Source organism: Mycobacterium shottsii (assembly GCF_010728525.1).
Classification (GTDB): Bacteria; Actinomycetota; Actinomycetes; order Mycobacteriales; family Mycobacteriaceae; genus Mycobacterium; species Mycobacterium marinum.
The window spans coordinates 4233003-4248171 of record NZ_AP022572.1 but is presented as its reverse complement, the minus strand read 5'-3'; the positions used below and the strand labels follow the sequence as shown (position 1 = coordinate 4248171).

The window sequence follows — 15169 nt, the reverse complement described above, 5'->3', positions numbered from 1 at the left end:
GCTAACGAGCGTTCCCGTCAGCACCGCCCGTCTCCGGCGCCGGTGCAGCTGCTGGGACAGTGGCCGGATCGCCGTTAGAACGTTCAGGCGAACCACCGTATCCAGCCGGCTGGGAAGTCGCCACATCTGTGGGCTCGCCCAGCAGCAGGGAACGAACCAGCCGGCGCGGCCCGAAGGGACGCAGCATGTAGCTGGCCGGGCGCGGCCGCACTCGCAGCGGCCACCAGAACCAGCGTCCGAGCAGCGCGGCCACCGATGGCGTCATCAGCGAGCGCACGATCAGGGTGTCGAACAACAGGCCGAGACCAATCGTGCTGCCGGCCTGGCCAATCGAGCGCAGGTCGCTGGCAACCATGGACAACATGGTGAAGGCGAACACCAGTCCAGCCGCGGTCACCACCCCGCCCGTTTCGCCCATCGAACGAATGATGCCGGTCTTCAGTCCCGCGCCGATCTCTTCCTGGAAGCGCGAAACGAGCAGCAGGTTGTAGTCGGATCCGACCGCCAACAGAATGATCACCCCGAACACCGGCGCGATCCAGTTCAAGTCTAGGCCCAGGATGTGCTGCCAGACCAACACGGACAGCCCGAATGCGGCGCCCAACGACAGCAACACCGTACCGACGATCACCAGTGAAGCCACCAGTGCCCGGGTGATGATCACCATGACCACGAAGATCAACGTCAGCGCCGCGATTCCCACGATCAGGATGTCGTACTTGGAACCGGTTTGGATGTCGTTGTAGATCGCCGCTGTCCCGGTGAGATAGAACTTGGCATCGGCCAGCGGCGTCCCCTTCACCGCTTGGCGCGCGGCATTGAGTTCCGGCTTGACCGCCGCGATACCTTTCGGAGTTGCCGGGTCGGAGTCGTGGGTGATGATGAAGCGCGCGGCCTTACCGTCCGATGACAAGAGCAGTTTCAGACCCCGCTGGAAGTCAGGGTTGTCGAACGCTTCCGGCGGCAGATAGAAGTAGTCGTCGGCCTTGGAAGCGTCAAACGCCTGACCCATCGCGCTAGCGGTGTCGGTCATCCGCGACATCTGTGTGACAAGCCCCGAGAAGCTGCTGTGCAGGGTGAGCAGCGTGCCTCGCATGGAGGTTGCCACCGCGATCATCGACGGGAACTCGGCCTGCATCCGGGGCAGGATCGAGTCGACGTCGTTCATGTCGCCGATCAGCGCGTCCATGTTCTCGCTGAACTTGTCGACGCCGTCGATGGCGTCGAAGACCGATCGCGACGCCCAACAGACCGGGATGTTGAAGCAGTGCTGTTCCCAGTACAGGTAGCCGCGGAACGGTCGCGCGAAATCATCGAAATCGGCCAGATGATCCCGCATTTCGTTGAGCGTGACCCGCATTTCGCCCATGTCGCCGACCATCCGGTGCGTCGTGCCGCTCATCTGACCCAGCAGACCCTGCATGCGCTGCATCGAGGCGATCATGGCGCCCAGGTCGTCGCTCATCTTGAGCATGTCGGCCGTGCGCTCATTCATGAACTTCAGATTCTGTTGTATCGGCAGCGCTTGCATGCTGACCTGGAACGGAATCGACGAGTGCTCGATGGGGCTGCCCAGGGGCCTGGTGATGCTTTGCACCCGCGCGATACCCGGTGCCCGGAACACCTCCTTGGCGATCCGGTCCAGCAGAATCATGTCCGCCGAATTACGCATGTCATGATCGCCCTCGATCATCAGGATGTCGGGATTCAGTCTCGCCGCACTGAAATGCTGCTCCGCGGCGACGTACCCAACGTTGGACGGCAAGTTACGCGGGATGTAGTAGCAATCGTTGTAGCTGATCATCATGCCCGGCACGACCATCATCCCGACCAGGGCAATCAGCAGTGACGCCGCGAAGACCGGCCCAGGCCAGCGGACGGTCGCGGTACCGATGCGCCGCCAGCCGCGGACCTTGATCATCCGTCGCGGATCGAGCAGGCCGAACCGGGTGGCCACCGCGACGATGGCCGGCGCCGCCGTCAGCGCACCGGCAATGACAACCAACAACCCCAACGCAGAGGGGATGCCCAGTGCCTTGAAGTAGGACAGCCGCGCCAAGTGCAGACAGAATGTTGCGCCAGCGATCGTCAGCCCCGAGCCCAAGATCACGTGATAGGTGCCGCGGAACATCGAATAGTAGGCCGTCTCGCGATCTTCACCGGCCTGGCGTGCCTCTTGGTAACGGCCGATGAGAAATATCGCGTAGTCGGTGCCCGCCGCGATTGCCAGCGATGACAACATGGCCACGACGAACGTCGAGAACCCCAGCAAATGGTGGTGCCCGAGCAGTGCGATGACTCCCCTCGCGGTGCCCATCTCGAAACCGACCATCGCCAACACCAGCAGCACCGTGCTGACCGAGCGATAGACGATGAACAGCATGATCATGATGACCACGCCGGTCACGCCCATCATCTTGAACATGCTCTTGTCGGCGGCCTCGTTCATGTCCGTGGTCAAAGCCGCCGGACCGGTGATGTAGACCCGCATTCCGTCAGGTGGCGGTGACCGGTCCACCATGGCGCGCACCGCGTCGACAGACTCGTTGCCCAGGGTGCTGCCTTGGTTTCCCGCGATGTTCAGTTGCACGTAGGCGGCTTTGCCGTCGCCACTTTGAACACCCGCGGCCGTGATTCGGTCCGCCCACAGGTTGTGGACGTGCTGGACGTGTTCGGTGTCGGCCTCCAGCTTTTGCACCAGGCCGTCGTAATAGCGGTGTGCGGCGTCGCCGAGTTCCTTGTCGCTCTCGAGGACGATCATCACGATGCTGTCCGAGTCGGACTCGTGGAACGTCTTGCCGATGCGCTTGGCGGCGATCATCGCGGGCGCATCTTGCGGCGACATCGTCACCGCGTTATCCCTTGCGACAAAATCGATTTGCGGCACGAAGACATTGACCGCGATGGTCAGCAACAGCCAGATCAGGATGATCGGTATCGCGAACGCGCGCACCATCCGCATGAATCGGGGGCGGTCGTTGCCGCTCTTGCCGCTCATGCTGCTTTCACCAAGCAGAAGGTCTGGGCGTGGTGTCCCTGCGCGGATTGCTCGTCCTTGACGTCACCGTTGACGGTGATGCGACAACCAATGCTGTCGCTGTTGCCCTGCGCCACGATGTTGGCGATGATCGCCGGGATTGTCGTCGTGATCGTGCGGGTCCAGGGCAGGGTGCTGAAATCCGCTTCCTCGGGCTCGGCGTTCTTGTTCAGATAACTCACGCTGCCGGCCGTACCACTTGGCCCAAAAACCTCGTAGGTCACTTGTTTTGGGTTGAACGGCACGATGGTCTCCACGCTGCTGCCGGCCGACGAGAAGATCTCGTCGGAGCCGAACACACCCCGAAGACGATCGACCGCTGTGCCCCCGATGGCGACCGCGATAACAACAACGATCGGCACCCACGCCCGCTTCAGAAAGGTGAACACTTACGTTTCCCTTCGCTCATGGCCCCTAGCCACCGAATTAGTCTGGCTCGCCCGCTGTCGCGTGGAATAGGGCCATTTGCCCCTGCGAGCGGTGGTCATCAGGCCCAAAGAACGCCCCGCCCTGACCACGTCAACACCACTTTCAGCGCCCCACGCATGCCCGAACGACACGGGACTATCAGTTGCTGACATGCGCCAACTCACCCGTCCCCTCCTTCGCTCACGACATCCGTCCGACGACCATTTATACCATACCCCGTAGGGTATATCGGAGGGCTGGCGGAGCGAACCAAGACGATGCCGATACATGCGGCTAGCGCACGCCGCCGGCCAATTCAGGCAAATACAGGCTCAGGCAGACCACTGTGCGAGAACGTCGGCCACGCACTTGGCCGCGTCGGCTACCAGCGGATCACACCAGGGGGCCTCGGGGCCGCCGCCGACTCGATCGGTCATGATCGCCACCACGTAGGGCGTGCCACCGGGTGACCACACCACCGCGACGTCGTTGGCCCGTCCGTATTCGCCCGAGCCGGTCTTGTCGATCACCCGCCAGTCAGCCGGGAATCCGGCCCTGATCCGCTTGGCACCGGTGGTGCTGCGCCCCAACCAGTCGATCAGCTTGTCGCGCTTCTCGGGGGGCAACGCGTCACCGAGAACCACCTGTTGATAGTCCATAGCGATCGCATGGGGTGTGGTGGTGTCGCGCGCGTCTCCGGGCGGATTGCGGTTCAGCTCTGGTTCCATCTGATCAAGCCGGCTTACCGAGTCACCCAGGCTCCGCAGGTACTCGTTGAAGGCCGCGATACCGCCGATGTCCTGGAGCAACAGATTGGCCGCGGTGCCGTCGCTGTAGCGAATCGTCGCATCGCACAGCCCGCCGATGCTCATCCCGGTTTCCAGATGCTGCTCGGTGATCGGCGACGTCGACCGGATATCGGCACTGTTGTAGGTGATCACCGTGTCGAGATGGACAATCGGATACCGGTGCAGGACCGCGGCACCGAGCAACCCCTTGAACGTGGAGCAGAAGGCGAATCGTTCATCGCCGCGATGCTCGACCGCCGCCGTCGCGCCGGTTCCCGGCACGTATACCCCCAGTCGTGCCTCGTACTTCTGCTCGAGTTCAGCAAAGCGGCTTTCGAGGTCCGGGCTGGGCACCGCCATCGTCGAGGCCATGTGTTGATCACTGGCCGCTTTGGCGCATGCCGAAAGCGGGACCAACGCAGCCATCGCCGCTAGCAACTGACGCCGGTTTACCGCCGACCGCGGGTTTGAGGGACGCATATCGCGAACGAGTGTGCCACGATCCCGGTTTCAGCGTGTCGCTTCCCCGGCGCTGCGGCGTGGGGCGGCCCCGCCGCGGCACTCTACGACGGCCGGCCGTAGGGCGCTGCACCTGCCCGGTTAAGGTATTTGCCCATGACCACGTCACCGGACGACGAGGCCGTCACAGCATTGGCTCTGGCGGCCGCGGATGGTGACGCGCGCGCATTCGAAGCATTCATCAAAGCCACCCAGCAAGACGTGTGGCGTTTTGTGGCCTACCTGTCGGACGCGGGCAGCGCCGACGATCTGACCCAGGAGACCTTCCTGCGCGCCATCGGCGCCATCCGGCGGTTCGGCGGGCGGTCCAGCGCTCGAACCTGGCTACTGGCGATCGCACGGCGGGTGGTGGCCGATCACATCCGCCACCTGCAAGCACGGCCCCGCGCCGCACACGGGGTGGACCCCGAGCTGCTCCTTGACCGTGGACGGCGCGCTCGCGGCTTCGAAGACCTGGTGGAAGTGACCACGATGATCGCCCAGCTGACTTCCGATCAGCGGGAGGCGCTGCTGTTGACCCAGCTGCTGGGCCTGTCCTACACCGACGCTGCCGCCGTGTGCGGCTGCCCGGTGGGGACCATCCGGTCCCGTGTCGCCCGGGCGCGCGACGCGCTGCTCGCCGACAACGAGCGCGACGATCTAACCGGCTGACGTAGCTAGCGCAGGCGCGCGACCCAAGCGGCGGCCTCCTCGACCGTGCCGACACTGCTCACGCCCGCCGGTAGCCGCGGTCGCGCCACCATCACCACCGGGACATCGAGTGCGGCAGCGGCGTCCAGTTTGGCGCGGGTCGTGGCACCGCCGCTGTTCTTGGTGACCAGTGCGTCGATCCGGTGTTCACGCAGCAGCCTCACCTCGTCGTCGTAGTGGTATGGCCCCCGGGAGAGCACCAGCTGGTGACGACGCGGCAACGAGGCGCCGTCAGGCGCGGTGACCGCGCGAATCAGAAACCATGCGTCGCTGTCGATGAAGGCCGCCGTGCCGGATCGGCCGGTGGTCAGAAATATCCGCGAGAACCGTTGTTGTGCTACCGATTCCGCCGCTTCGACGTCGGATCTCACCACCAGGGCCGCCCCGGGATCCCACGGTGGGCGAGCCAAGACGATGTGGGGTAAGGCCAGTTCGGCACAGACTTGGGCGGCGTGGGCGGTCATGGTCGCCGCGAACGGATGGGTGGCGTCCACCACGGCGTCGATGCGCTCGTCAACGAGCCAGCGTCGCAGCCCGTCGACACCGCCGAACCCGCCGATGCGCACCGGGCCAACCGGCAGCGCGGGGTCGGGCACCCGCCCGGCCAGCGAGCTGACCAGGTCGACCCGCGGATGTAGCCGGGCGGCCAGGGCGCGCCCCTCGCTGGTGCCGCCGAGCAGCAATAGCCGCGTCAATGCGCCCCCCGGCGGGCCACCGAGTACAGGTAGCTGTCGGTGAAGCCGTCGGCCGCCAGCACGTCGCCCACGACGATGACCGCTGTCTTGGTGATGTTGGCGTTGTGCATCTGTGCGGCGATGTCGGACAGCGTGCCGCGCAGCACGGCCTGTTGCGGCCAACTGGCGAAAGCGACTACCGCGGCGGGTGTTTCGGGTCGGTAGCCTCCGGCCAGCAGTTGCGGGACGATGGCATCGATCTGCGCGGCGGCCAGGTGTAGCACCAGCGTGGCGCCGGGCTTGGCCAGGGCAGCCAGGTCCTCCCCCGGCGGCATCGGGGTGGACAGGGTGGAAATCCTGGTCAACGTGACGGTCTGTGACACCCCGGGCACGGTGAACTCCCGCTTGAGTGCGGCCGCGGCTGCGGCGAACGCCGTTACGCCCGGAACGATTTCGTAGCCGATGCCCAGCGCGTCGAGTCGGCGGCACTGCTCGGCCAGCGCGCTGTACAGCGACGGGTCACCCGAGTGCAGCCGGGCCACGTCGTGGCCGGCGGCGTGAGCGGCGGCGAGTTCGGTGATGATCTGCTCGAGGGTGAGCGGACCGGTGTCGACGACTTTCGCCTCGGGCGGACAGTAAGCGAGTAGGTCATCGGGCATGATCGAGCCTGCGTACAGGCACACCGGGCAGCTTTGGAGCAGCCGCTGACCGCGCAGCGTGATCAGATCCGCCGCCCCCGGCCCGGCGCCGATGAAATAGACCGTCATCGCTTGGTCACCGCCCATTGGGTGACCGGCATCTGCGGGCGCCAGCCGGTGAAGCCGCCCAGCGGCTCGCCCTGATAGTGCTGGAACCGTCGCAGCTGGCCGCCGAGGCGCGAGTGCGCGTGCACCAACGCGGCTTCCGACTCCGCGGTGACCGCGTTGGCGACCAGGCGCCCGCCCGTGGGCAGGTGGCCCAGGCAACTGTCGAGCAAACCGGGCTGGGTCAGGCCACCGCCGAGGAAGATCGCCGATGGTTCGGCGGTGCCCTCGAACGCCAGCGGCGCTTCGCCACGCGCATCGATGCTAACTCCGAAGGACACCGCGTTGGATTCGATGTTGGCCCGGCGCCGCTCGTCACGCTCGAAAGCCACCGCGGTGCAGCCCGGCCAGCTGCGGCACCACTGGACGGCGATGCTGCCCGAGCCCGAGCCGACGTCCCATAGTCGCTCACCCGGCCGCGGCGCCAGGGCCGCCACGGTCAGCGCGCGGATGCCGTGTTTGGTGATCTGGCCGTCATGAGCGAAGGCGTCGTCGGGCGGCGCCAGTACCCGCGCCTCGGGCAGATAGCGGATGGCGATGACGTTGAGGTCGTCAACGTCGACGGGGGCGTCGGCGGCCCACTTTCCGGCGGTGCCGTGGCGGTGCCGCTCGGCCGGACCGCCGAGCTGTTCGAGCACGCTGAATTCGGAGTCGCCACGGCCGTGCGCGTGCAGGAGCGCCGCCAGCTGCGAGGGCGTGGTCTTGCTGTTGGACAAGACGATCGCCTGCCCGCCGTGGCGTAGCGCGGTGTGCGGCGGCGCGGTGACCAGGCTGATCACCTCGGTGTCATGCACGTTCCAGCCCATCCGGGCGCACGCGAGCGTCACCGCGGAAACGTGCGGCACGACCCTGACGTGTTCGGAGCCGAACAGCCGGATGAGGGTGCCGCCGATGCCGTGCATCAGTGGATCGCCGCTGGCGACAACGTGGATGTCGGGCCCATCGGCGGGCAGTTGTTGCAGCGCCGGCAGCATCGGCGACGGCCACTCACGACGGCTGGTGGTGACCGTCTCATCGAGCAGGTCAAGCTGCCGTTTGGAGCCGTAAATTATTGTGGCTCTTTGCAATTCGGAGCGCGACGCATCGGATAGCCCGGGCATGCCGTCGGCGCCGATACCGACCACGACGATCATCGCGGCATCTTTCGCCACACGAATTGCGGCAGTAGCCGCAGCACGAAGAACATCGGTCGCAGCGCCCACGGAATCCAGACGGTGCGCCGGCCTTTGGCCAGCGCCCGCGTGGTGGCGGCGGCCACCTGGTCCGGGGTGCTCGATAGGGGTGCGGGGGCCATGCCCTCGGTCATCCGCCCGATAACGAAACCGGGCCGCACGATCAGCAACCGCACCCCGGTGCCGTGCAGCGCGTCGGCCAATCCGCTGGCGAAGCCGTCCAGGCCGGCCTTGGCCGATCCGTAGACATAGTTGGCGCGACGTACCCGCGCCCCGGCCACCGAGGAGAACACCACCAGCGCCCCGCGCCCGGCGGACCGCATCGCCGCCGCCAGGTGAGTGAGCAGACTGATCTGAGCGACGTAATCGGTGTGCACAATGGCGATGGCATGCTCGGCGTCGCGCTCCGCACGCGCCTGATCACCCAGAATCCCGAAAGCCAGCACCGCAGTACCGATCGGCCCATGATCGGCGACGATCGAGGCAACCAACGGGCCGTGGCCGGCCACGTCGTCGGCGTCGAACTCGCGGGTGTGCACCGCCGCCGCACCGGCGGTCTTCAGGGCGGCGACCTGCACGTCAAGCCGGTCGGCGCCCCGCGCCGCCAGTATCACCGTCGCCCCCGGAGCCAGCCGGCGCGCGAGTTCACTGCCGATCTCGCTGCGACCGCCGAAAATTATCACCGGACCTGCGCTCGTGTCGTCCACGGCTGCGATTATCACCTGCGCTAGCGTGGGTAGCGATGGCCAAGACGACTACCCGGCTTACCAATGACGCGCTGGCGTTTCTCTCCGAGCGCCATTTGGCCATGTTGACCACGCTACGGGCCGACAACTCACCTCACGTGGTGGCGGTGGGGTTCACCTTCGATCCCCACACCCACATCGCACGCGTCATCACCACCGGTGGTTCCCAGAAGGCGGTCAACGCTGACCGGGGCGGGATCGCGGTGCTCAGCCAGGTAGATGGTGCGCGGTGGCTGTCACTGGAAGGCAATGCCCTGGTGAACAACGACCTCGACGCTGTGCGTGACGCGGAATTGCGTTACGCACAGCGCTATCGCACCCCCCGGCCCAACCCGCGACGGGTGGTCATCGAAGTCGAGATCCAGCGGGTGCTGGGGTCCTCGTCGCTGCTTGACCGCGGCGACTAGGTCCTGTCTGCTAATTGCGGACGCGGTGGTAGGTGATGATGGCGGCCAGGGTGGCACCGCCGAGGTAGGTCAGGGCGTATTTGTCGTAGCGGGTGGCGACCGCGCGCCAGTGTTTGAGCCGGTTGAAGCTTCGCTCGACGGTGTTGCGGTGCTTGTAGATTCGGCCTGAGAACCCCGGAGGCCGTCCTCTGTTGCGGCCTTTGGCTTTGCGGCGGGTGATCTGGTCGCTGCGCTCGGGGATGGTATGGGCGATCTTGAGCCGGCGCAGCTGTGCCCGCGTCGAGTCATAGGAGTACGCCTTGTCCGCCAGCAGGTGAAACGGGGCGTATGAGTTGCTGCACCGGGCGGCCAGCAATGGCCAAAGCATCGGATTATCACCGGCTTGACCGGCCGACAGTGCCAGGGTGACCGGACTGCACAGCTGGTCGGTCAAGGCGTGGATCTTGGTAGTCAGCCCGCCGCGGGAACGCCCAATGGCGTGGTCATCGGGCTCATCGAGATATTTCTTGTAATTCGACAGATCCCCCTGTGCGGCGCCCGGGGCGCTCCGGCTGCGTGTTGGTGGGCGCGCACACTGGTCGAATCGACCGACAACAGTGCGCCCAGGTCGGCGTCCTCGGCGTCGAGGTCAGAGGCGATCGCCGCGAAGATCCGCGCGTAGATGCCATCGACCGACCAGCGTAGATGCCTCTCGGCCACCGATTGCCAGGGACCGAAGTGCTCGGGCAGGTCACACCACGGAGATCCCGTACGGTAACGCCAGATAATGCCCTCCAGAGTACGTCGATGATCGTTCCACGGCCGGCCACGCCGCCGCCCCGCAGGCAACACCGCCACGATCAGCGACCACAAATCATCAGAAATCGCATGCGTCCGCATCACCCAAACAGCATCAGCCAAAACACCATTCACATTAAGAAGACACGCCCTAGTCGTTGCCGGCCACCCGGACGTAGTAGTCGCGTCCCAACCGCACCGAGGTCACCGTCTCGACCGTGGGCGCAGCGGCGGCAGGGCCAGCATCTGAGCCCGGTCGGCATCCAGGAAGTCGACCGGACGCCCATCCAACACGCGCACCCGACGGGCGTTGGCGATGGGAAGCCATTGATCCAGTTGATTATTGAAGTCATGCGGTGAGGTGAAGCTGCGTCCGGGCAGGAACGAGGTTTCCAGATACCGGTTGGCTCGCTCCACCATGCCCCTTGATTCGGGGTCATAGGGTTTGAGTTGCACCAGCCGCGACCCGAGGGTGCCCATCAGGGCGGTGACCGGATCGGTCAACCGGCCGCGACGTCCGATCCCGACCTCGTTGTCCCACCACAACTCATGGGGCACCGCAGCGAAGTTGGTCGAGAGCAGCTGCCACATTCCGGCCACCAGGTCCATGGTCTGGCGCGACGGCAGCATCACCGCGGCGACGAACCGGGAAAACGCCGCGACCATCACCAGCACCGGCAGCATCGCCTCCTGGCCGAATCCGACCGGAATCTTCGGTGCGGGAAACCAGAGGTCGCACTGGATGGTTCGCCCAGGTGGATGGGCGAGGCGGTCGACCGGATCGGCGGGCAGGCACTCCGGGCGGATCGCCCGAACTCGTTCCCGGAACCAGGAGATCGAACCCGTCCAACCAACCCGCTCGGCGAGCACCGTCGCGGGCAGCTGAGGATAGGCCGTCAACAGCGCTCGGATCCGCGGCTCGACCTCATCGATCGCCGACGGCGTCGAGGCCCGCCGATATTTCGGTGGCCCGTCACTGGCCAGCGCCCCGGCCACGGTGTCACGTGCGATATCGAGTTGCCGTGCGATGGCCCGCTGCGATAAACCCTCGCTGCGGTGAAGATGCCGGATCAGAGCTCAGTCTTCCAAGGAGATCACCCATCCAATCTGATTGGGTGGCCTACTTTTCAGCCGTCGCGACTGGCCGGACTTTCAACCGTCGTCAACAGCCTTTTCAGCCGTCGCGACTGGCCGGACTTTCAACCGTCGTCAACAGCCTTTTCAGCCGTCGCGACTGGCCGGACTTTCAACCGTCGTCAACAGCATCTCCATGCTCCACTCACGGCAACACATTTACGGCAACGAATAGCCTTGTGGCGTGACTACTAACCCCCCACCCGCCGCGCAATGGGTACCGAACTATCCTCCCAAGCCGGTAGCAAGCCCGCGCACGTGGCCACTCGTCGCCCTGGCCATCATCGCCATAGTGGGTGTTGTGCTCGGGGCCGCAGCACTAGTTGTGGCACTCACGCGCCCAGGGAACGCAGGATCCGCCGCGGCCCCAACAACGACAGCCTCGCCGACATATACAGCTGAGGAGATCGCCGCAGCGCATCAGAAGTTGTGTGACGTGTACAAGCTGGCTGCGCGTTCTGTGCAGATTGACACCAATGGCGGCGATCCAGCGCTCGCCCGCGTAACCAGCGTGAACGGGGCTCTGATGCTAGATCAAGCCGTCAATGCGGCTCCCGCGTTGACGTCCGCGGACCGGACCACTGCGACGACACTGGCCGAGGCGTACACCAGAGCCAGCGCTATGGCGAGCTCCTTGCATCGTGACGATCCAGCGTGGCAAGAGGTGGTCGACGATGTCAACACCACGGCAAGCATCACGAGAAATGCCCGTGAAGCGTCCTCGGTGGATCACGTAAAAATGCCCGCGAAACGGTCGATCCTCGGCAGGCATGGGAAGTGGGCTGTCGATGTCGTCTCGGGCCGAGATCACCGCGAAGTTCGCCAGGGGGTATGTGGGGGCGCCGAAGGCGGACAAGGGGCAGATTCTGGATCAGGTGGTGGCGGTCACCGGCTGGTCGCGTGACAACGCCCGGCGGCGGTTGAGGGCGGCGGCCGCGCCGCCGGGAGCGGGTCGGCAGGTCGCCAAACGGACTCGCCGGCAACGCAATCCGAAGTACCTAGGATGCGCTCAAGGTGTTGCAGAAGGTGTGGGCGGCCTCAGGCGGGCAGTGCGGCCGGTATCTGGCCGCTTCCATGGCACTTCAGTTGGATGCTCTAGAACGCCACGGCGAACTGGTGGACGGCCGTGACCGTTACGGCCCGGCGGTGCGTGCCGAGCTGTTGGCGATGAGCAGCGCCACGATCGACCGCTACCTGCGCGGCGCCAAGGCCCGCGACCAGATCTCGGGTGTGTCGACGACGAAACCCTCCCGCTGCTGCGGTCCTCGATCACCATCTGCAAAGCAGGCGATGAGGCCGAAGAATCTCCGGGGTTCTTCGAAGGCGACACCGTGGCGCACTGCGGCCCGACACTGAAAGGTGAGTTCGCCCGCACGGTCAACCTCACCGACATGCACATCGGCTGGGTGTTCACCCGCACGGTGCGCAACAACGCCCACCCCCACATCCTGGGCGCCCTCAAAACCGGAATTACTAAAATCCCTATAAGGTAACGGGTTTGGACTTCGACAACGGCACCGAATTCCTCAATAAGGCGGTCATCAAGTGGGCCGCGGACATGGAGATCTTCTTCACCCGCTCACGACCCTACAAGAAGAACGACCAGGCCACCATCGAGTCCAAAAACAACCACCTCGTGCGTCGCTACGGGTTCTACTACCGCTACGACACCGACGAAGAACGCGCCGTGCTCAACCGGCTGTGGCACCTGGTCAACGACCGGCTCAACTACCTGACCCCCACCATCAAACCCATCAGCTACGGCTGCAGCCGCGACGGTCACCGCCGCCGGCTCTACGACAAGCCCCAGACCCCCCTGGACCGGCTGCTGGCCGCCGGAGTCCTCTCAGCGGCCCAACAAACAGAGCTGCTCACCTACCGCAACAGCCTCAACCCCGCCGCGATCGCCCACCAGATCGCCGACCTGCAAGCCGCCCTGCTCAGACTCGCCAAAGACAAGACCGAACAGCTCTACCTCGCCGCCATACCCGCCGCTCTACCCGCCCTCAAAGCCGGCATCCGCATCAAAAGCAAGACCACCACCTGACCCCGATTTCGCGGGCATTCCTTACCTGATGCATGAACCAGGTTTCGCAGGCATCTTGACTTGATGCATCACGGCGATGAATGCCGCCGATGATGGTTGTACTCGTGCTTCCAGTCGCCGATGACGACACGGGCCTGGGCCAGTGACCAGAAGCTATTGATGTTGAGGCACTCGTCGCGGATGCGGGAGTTGAACGACTCGACATAGCCGTTGCGCCATGGCTCGCCGGGCGGGATGAAGTGGAGTCCGACCTGGCCCTCGGCCCAGTCTGCCATTGCGCTGCAAGCCAATTCGGGTCCGTTGTCACACCGCAGCACCGCGGGTAAGGCCCCGCGCCCGGCGGCTATGCGGCCCAACTCCTCGGTGAGGTGATCACCGGTGATGCTGCGCTCGACCATACCGCCGAGGCATTGGCGGGTGTGCTCGTCGATGATCGACACGATCTTGATCGGCCGCCCATCGGTGGTCACGTCGAACTGGAAGTCCACCGCCCACACCCGATCGGGTGCATCGGCGACTACCTCTGGCGGGGCGGTGGAGGTGCCGTGCCGTTTGCACTTGCGACGCTGCGGGACCCGCAGTCCTTCCTCACGCCAAAGCCGTTGCACCTTCTTATGGTTCACTTCCCAGCCTTCGCCGCGGGCATCGTGGTAGGCCGGTCGGAACCCGCGACGAGGATGCTTGTTGGCGTAGTCGCGTAGCCACTCCCTCAGAGCGGCGTCAGGATCGGCCGGCGTGCCCGCAACCGGTTCGTGGCGTTGGGTGGCGCGGTGCTGCCCGGTGACGCGGCAGGCAAACCGCTCGCTGACCCCCAGCACGCGCTGGAGATGACGAACGGCCGCCCGCCGGCGCTCCGGGCCTAAAAGTTTCCCCGGGCGATCTCCCACAGCGCGTCCTTCTCCAACTAGGCATCGGCCAACAACCTTTTGAGTGCGGCGTTCTCGCGTTCGAGGTCCTTGAGCCGTTTAGCGTCCTCGGCCTTCAGGCCGCCGAACTGGTTGCGCCACCGGTGGTAGGTAGCCTCAGAGACCCCCAGCTCGCGGCAGACCGCCGCGGTGTCCTTGCACTCGGCCAACAGCCCGTCCGCGGTCATCAGCTTGCGCACAATCTGCTCCGGACTGTGCCGTTTCCTCGTCGCCATGATCTTGTCGAGCCTTCCTGCCCACAACGTGGGCCACAAGACTCTCACAAGCCGTGGATCAACCGATCGGGGTCAGGACACCGACGCTGCCGCCAAAGAGTGGGCACAGGCTGTACAAAACATTGACCTAGAGCGCCTTGAGCGCAATTTTGCCGAGCAGCTCCCCCGGCCTGGCGAACACGTGCTGTTCGTCATGTACATGGTCGCCCAAGTGCGAAGCGATGAAGTGTTGTCATTGCTTGCGAGTTACGAGGAGACGTTCGGTGCCATTCACAGGTACCTAGTCCACACTCATCCAGAGCTGTCGGTACGGCTCGTTGAGCGTGGGCTCCCCATGGATCTTGGTTTATACGACCAACGATACGATGCGGCAGCTGAGATGATCGAGCTTGTGAGCGCGCAGAAACCACACGTTGCTCGCGAAGTCATCTTGGCGAACAACGAAGCATTCTGCGAAGGGCTGACCCGAAACTTTCAACCCCCCTTTGCGGGTTTGTCGAATTGGGTTACAGCAGTAGACCATTTGGCGCCCGGTCACATCGATGAAATTCTCGCACAGCTTCCCGAGGAAACTATCGCCGGCTGGACGGCGGCACTCCGAAAGCAGCAGTCAAAGAAAGAAATTGGCCCATTGGTGGCACGCGCAGCCGCAACAGGTCACGCGCAGGCAGTAAAGGTCATAAAGCGATTTCCAAGCCTCGCGTCGATCCCCCTCGTATCCTGAGCGGCGCGAGCTTAGCCGGAACCGCCGTATTAAATGAGACATGCGACGGCTGCCATGTCTCAAATTGAATGGCGGATAGCAGTTCAAGACCGCCAACTAAAT

The 15169-nt window shown here is 64.8% G+C and carries 14 protein-coding genes and 3 pseudogenes; 7 read left to right on the top strand and 10 right to left on the bottom strand.

Features of this window, described 5'->3' with window-relative positions:
* Position 1: 1 nt before the first annotated feature.
* From G6N41_RS19720 to bla, 3 genes are all read right to left on the bottom strand, one after another.
* Positions 2 to 2998, bottom strand: coding sequence for an MMPL/RND family transporter (locus G6N41_RS19720; protein WP_198965437.1), 2997 nt, complete (start codon positions 2996 to 2998; stop codon positions 2 to 4).
* Entirely contained in the window at positions 2995 to 3426 is a 432-nt protein-coding gene (locus tag G6N41_RS19715; RefSeq protein ID WP_020729278.1) for an MmpS family transport accessory protein, read from the bottom strand. The genes G6N41_RS19720 and G6N41_RS19715 overlap by 4 nt, the downstream gene beginning before the upstream one ends.
* A 351-nt stretch (positions 3427 to 3777) precedes the next feature.
* Entirely contained in the window at positions 3778 to 4713 is a 936-nt protein-coding gene (gene bla, locus G6N41_RS19710) for a class A beta-lactamase (protein ID WP_198965436.1), read from the bottom strand.
* 135 nt (positions 4714 to 4848) lie between these two features.
* On the opposite strand from bla, the gene sigC reads away from it, so the two are divergent.
* The gene (sigC, locus tag G6N41_RS19705; protein WP_012394740.1) at positions 4849 to 5403 is read left to right on the top strand and encodes an RNA polymerase sigma factor SigC; all 555 of its coding nucleotides are present in this window, start codon (positions 4849 to 4851) and stop codon (positions 5401 to 5403) included.
* A gap of 5 nt (positions 5404 to 5408) precedes the next feature.
* Here sigC and G6N41_RS19700 read toward each other — a convergent pair whose 3' ends face one another.
* From G6N41_RS19700 to G6N41_RS19685, 4 genes are read right to left on the bottom strand one after another with little or no spacing between them, the layout of a single operon-like run.
* Positions 5409 to 6137 (bottom strand): cobalt-precorrin-6A reductase, encoded by a 729-nt coding sequence (locus G6N41_RS19700; RefSeq protein WP_198965435.1) that lies wholly within the window; start codon positions 6135 to 6137, stop codon positions 5409 to 5411.
* A complete protein-coding gene (gene cobM / locus G6N41_RS19695; RefSeq protein ID WP_198967933.1) occupies positions 6134 to 6883 on the bottom strand; it encodes a precorrin-4 C(11)-methyltransferase in 750 nt (249 codons plus the stop codon). Before cobM ends, G6N41_RS19700 begins: the two co-directional genes overlap by 4 nt.
* Entirely contained in the window at positions 6880 to 8052 is a 1173-nt protein-coding gene (gene cbiE, locus G6N41_RS19690; RefSeq protein ID WP_198965434.1) for a precorrin-6y C5,15-methyltransferase (decarboxylating) subunit CbiE, read from the bottom strand. Before cbiE ends, cobM begins: the two co-directional genes overlap by 4 nt.
* Positions 8049 to 8798, bottom strand: a complete 750-nt coding sequence (locus G6N41_RS19685; RefSeq protein ID WP_198965433.1) for an SDR family NAD(P)-dependent oxidoreductase — start codon at positions 8796 to 8798, stop codon at positions 8049 to 8051. The genes cbiE and G6N41_RS19685 overlap by 4 nt, the downstream gene beginning before the upstream one ends.
* 35 nt (positions 8799 to 8833) lie before the next feature.
* On the opposite strand from G6N41_RS19685, the gene G6N41_RS19680 reads away from it, so the two are divergent.
* Positions 8834 to 9244, top strand: coding sequence for a F420-dependent biliverdin reductase (locus tag G6N41_RS19680; protein WP_012394745.1), 411 nt, complete (start codon positions 8834 to 8836; stop codon positions 9242 to 9244).
* 10 nt (positions 9245 to 9254) lie between these two features.
* Here G6N41_RS19680 and G6N41_RS19675 read toward each other — a convergent pair.
* Together G6N41_RS19675 and istA are read right to left on the bottom strand one after the other, a co-directional pair.
* Positions 9255 to 10126 (bottom strand): annotated as a pseudogene (locus tag G6N41_RS19675) (IS5 family transposase).
* Between the two features lie 52 nt (positions 10127 to 10178).
* Positions 10179 to 11095, bottom strand: a pseudogene (gene istA, locus G6N41_RS19670) (IS21 family transposase); the annotation flags it as partial.
* Between the two features lie 848 nt (positions 11096 to 11943).
* Between istA and G6N41_RS19665 the strand changes: the two are divergent.
* From G6N41_RS19665 to G6N41_RS19650, 4 genes are read left to right on the top strand one after another with little or no spacing between them, the layout of a single operon-like run.
* On the top strand, positions 11944 to 12285 hold the full coding sequence (locus G6N41_RS19665) for a hypothetical protein (RefSeq protein WP_198968071.1): 342 nt from the start codon (positions 11944 to 11946) through the stop codon (positions 12283 to 12285).
* Positions 12230 to 12511 carry a hypothetical protein gene (locus tag G6N41_RS19660; protein WP_198965176.1) on the top strand — a complete coding sequence of 94 codons (282 nt, stop codon included), beginning with the start codon at positions 12230 to 12232 and terminating at the stop codon, positions 12509 to 12511. Before G6N41_RS19665 ends, G6N41_RS19660 begins: the two co-directional genes overlap by 56 nt.
* Complete coding sequence (locus tag G6N41_RS19655) at positions 12487 to 12648, top strand: hypothetical protein (RefSeq protein WP_198913342.1); 162 nt, start codon at positions 12487 to 12489, stop codon at positions 12646 to 12648. Before G6N41_RS19660 ends, G6N41_RS19655 begins: the two co-directional genes overlap by 25 nt.
* A 5-nt stretch (positions 12649 to 12653) precedes the next feature.
* Positions 12654 to 13202: a hypothetical protein gene (locus G6N41_RS19650; RefSeq protein ID WP_231608476.1), complete on the top strand. Its 549-nt coding sequence runs from the start codon at positions 12654 to 12656 to the stop codon at positions 13200 to 13202.
* A 68-nt stretch (positions 13203 to 13270) separates the two neighbouring features.
* On the opposite strand, the pseudogene G6N41_RS19645 reads toward G6N41_RS19650, so the two are convergent.
* A pseudogene (locus G6N41_RS19645) lies at positions 13271 to 14343 on the bottom strand (IS3-like element ISMyma1 family transposase).
* On the opposite strand from G6N41_RS19645, the gene G6N41_RS19640 reads away from it, so the two are divergent.
* The gene (locus G6N41_RS19640; RefSeq protein WP_198968070.1) at positions 14342 to 15067 is read left to right on the top strand and encodes a hypothetical protein; all 726 of its coding nucleotides are present in this window, start codon (positions 14342 to 14344) and stop codon (positions 15065 to 15067) included. The pseudogene G6N41_RS19645 and the gene G6N41_RS19640 overlap by 2 nt on opposite strands.
* Positions 15068 to 15169: the final 102 nt, after the last annotated feature.

Excerpts from the sequence above, each read along its gene's own strand:
- G6N41_RS19660 (WP_198965176.1), top strand. The coding sequence starts at position 12,230 with ATGGCACTTCAGTTGGATGCTCTAGAACGCCACGGCGAACTGGTGGAC.
- G6N41_RS19680 (WP_012394745.1), top strand. The coding sequence starts at position 8,834 with ATGGCCAAGACGACTACCCGGCTTACCAATGACGCGCTGGCGTTTCTC.
- G6N41_RS19665 (WP_198968071.1), top strand. The coding sequence starts at position 11,944 with ATGTCGTCTCGGGCCGAGATCACCGCGAAGTTCGCCAGGGGGTATGTG.
- cobM (WP_198967933.1), bottom strand. The coding sequence starts at position 6,883 with ATGACGGTCTATTTCATCGGCGCCGGGCCGGGGGCGGCGGATCTGATC.
- G6N41_RS19640 (WP_198968070.1), top strand. The coding sequence starts at position 14,342 with ATGATCTTGTCGAGCCTTCCTGCCCACAACGTGGGCCACAAGACTCTC.
- G6N41_RS19720 (WP_198965437.1), bottom strand. The coding sequence starts at position 2,998 with ATGAGCGGCAAGAGCGGCAACGACCGCCCCCGATTCATGCGGATGGTG.
- bla (WP_198965436.1), bottom strand. The coding sequence starts at position 4,713 with ATGCGTCCCTCAAACCCGCGGTCGGCGGTAAACCGGCGTCAGTTGCTA.
- sigC (WP_012394740.1), top strand. The coding sequence starts at position 4,849 with ATGACCACGTCACCGGACGACGAGGCCGTCACAGCATTGGCTCTGGCG.
- cbiE (WP_198965434.1), bottom strand. The coding sequence starts at position 8,052 with ATGATCGTCGTGGTCGGTATCGGCGCCGACGGCATGCCCGGGCTATCC.